Source organism: Leeuwenhoekiella sp. CH_XMU1409-2 (genome assembly GCF_037029365.1).
In the GTDB taxonomy this organism is placed as follows: Bacteria; Bacteroidota; Bacteroidia; order Flavobacteriales; family Flavobacteriaceae; genus Leeuwenhoekiella; species Leeuwenhoekiella blandensis.
The window spans coordinates 1-1,280 of record NZ_JAYMEI010000041.1; the positions used below are offsets into that span (position 1 = coordinate 1).

Sequence of the window (1,280 nt, forward strand, 5' to 3'; positions counted from 1 at the left end):
GGGATGCAGCAAAATGAGACCGCAGTTGGGCAGAATCAAACCTTGAGATTCATCAGTTTCTACCGAATTGTTCTCGAGAAGTCTGTTTTTAACTTGATTGATAATCGTTGATTTTCCTATTCCTGCTCCTCCGTGAATACAGATTGGTAAGTATGTATTATTCTGTTCAATGGCAGAAACAATATTATCCAATTGCTCTCGATTTACTACATTGGTATTTTGTTCAAAATTTTGTGATACTGGAAAAAGGTTGTTAATACTACTAAACCCAAAATTAGTAACAACATCAATCAAAGTTATTTTTCTTTCTCCATCACTTTCAGGCATCATTTTTCTCCAAATCATTTGAAATAATGAATTGAATTGATTTTGAGATTTGATGCTTGTTTTAGATATTGATTTTATTAACTCAAAATTTAATTTTTGTCTTGAATCTGCCCCGCAATCCTCAAAGTCAAGCAGTCTAATAAAATCAGTAAATTCTTTTAAATTTAAGTCAGAAGCCTTTCTCAATTCATCAAATGGTTTTCTGGATATATTTGGTAATTTATTTAGAACGGCATTGAAACTTTGAGGTCTTTTATTTTTATGTAGAAATCTTTTTATTTGATTAAATTGATTTAGGTGAGTTGTGTTAATGCCTCTATTGCTAACCAACTTTATAGTAGTTTTTTTAATCACCTCATCTCTTCCGTATTCGTCTAAAAACACTTTAAAAATTGTTGCTAACCTATGGACAATAGACCCTTTTTTAGATTTCTTTCCATTGTAAAGTTTAGAGTATGTAAAACTCTCATTTGCTCTCCTTGTGCTATATTTCAACTGAGAAATAACTACCGAGTTTGCAGTTTCAAAATCAATACCTCCATAATACTCGGTTAGATCTATTCCTAAAAATTTTTCTCCAGTGGGGTCTATTTTTTTTGAAGCATTTTCTTCAACACCTTCAATGATTACAGCTTTTAATCCATCATCATCAAAATTTAATAGATCTAAAGATTTTTTGATAGCCCATAATAGATGGAAATCGTCTCCTGCACTTGATAAATCAGCATCTGGTATTGTTTTAAATTCAAGCATTCTATATTGAAAATATTATTGTACAAGACTAATATAGTATTTTATAGTTGGTTACTATTTAGATCTTTTGTCAATATAAAACCAGCTAAAATCTACTTGCCATAACTTTCATTCCTCAGTTATCAAGTCTGTTTGAGAAATAGCTAAAGTCAAATTCGGTGAATGTCTTCACCGGAGTATTTGATTCGGCAGCAAATACA

General features: G+C 30.8%; 1 pseudogene. It reads right to left on the reverse strand.

The window, feature by feature from the left end:
* Positions 1-1,080 (reverse strand): annotated as a pseudogene (locus tag WA338_RS18765) (AAA family ATPase); the annotation flags it as partial.
* Positions 1,081-1,280 lie beyond the last annotated feature (200 nt).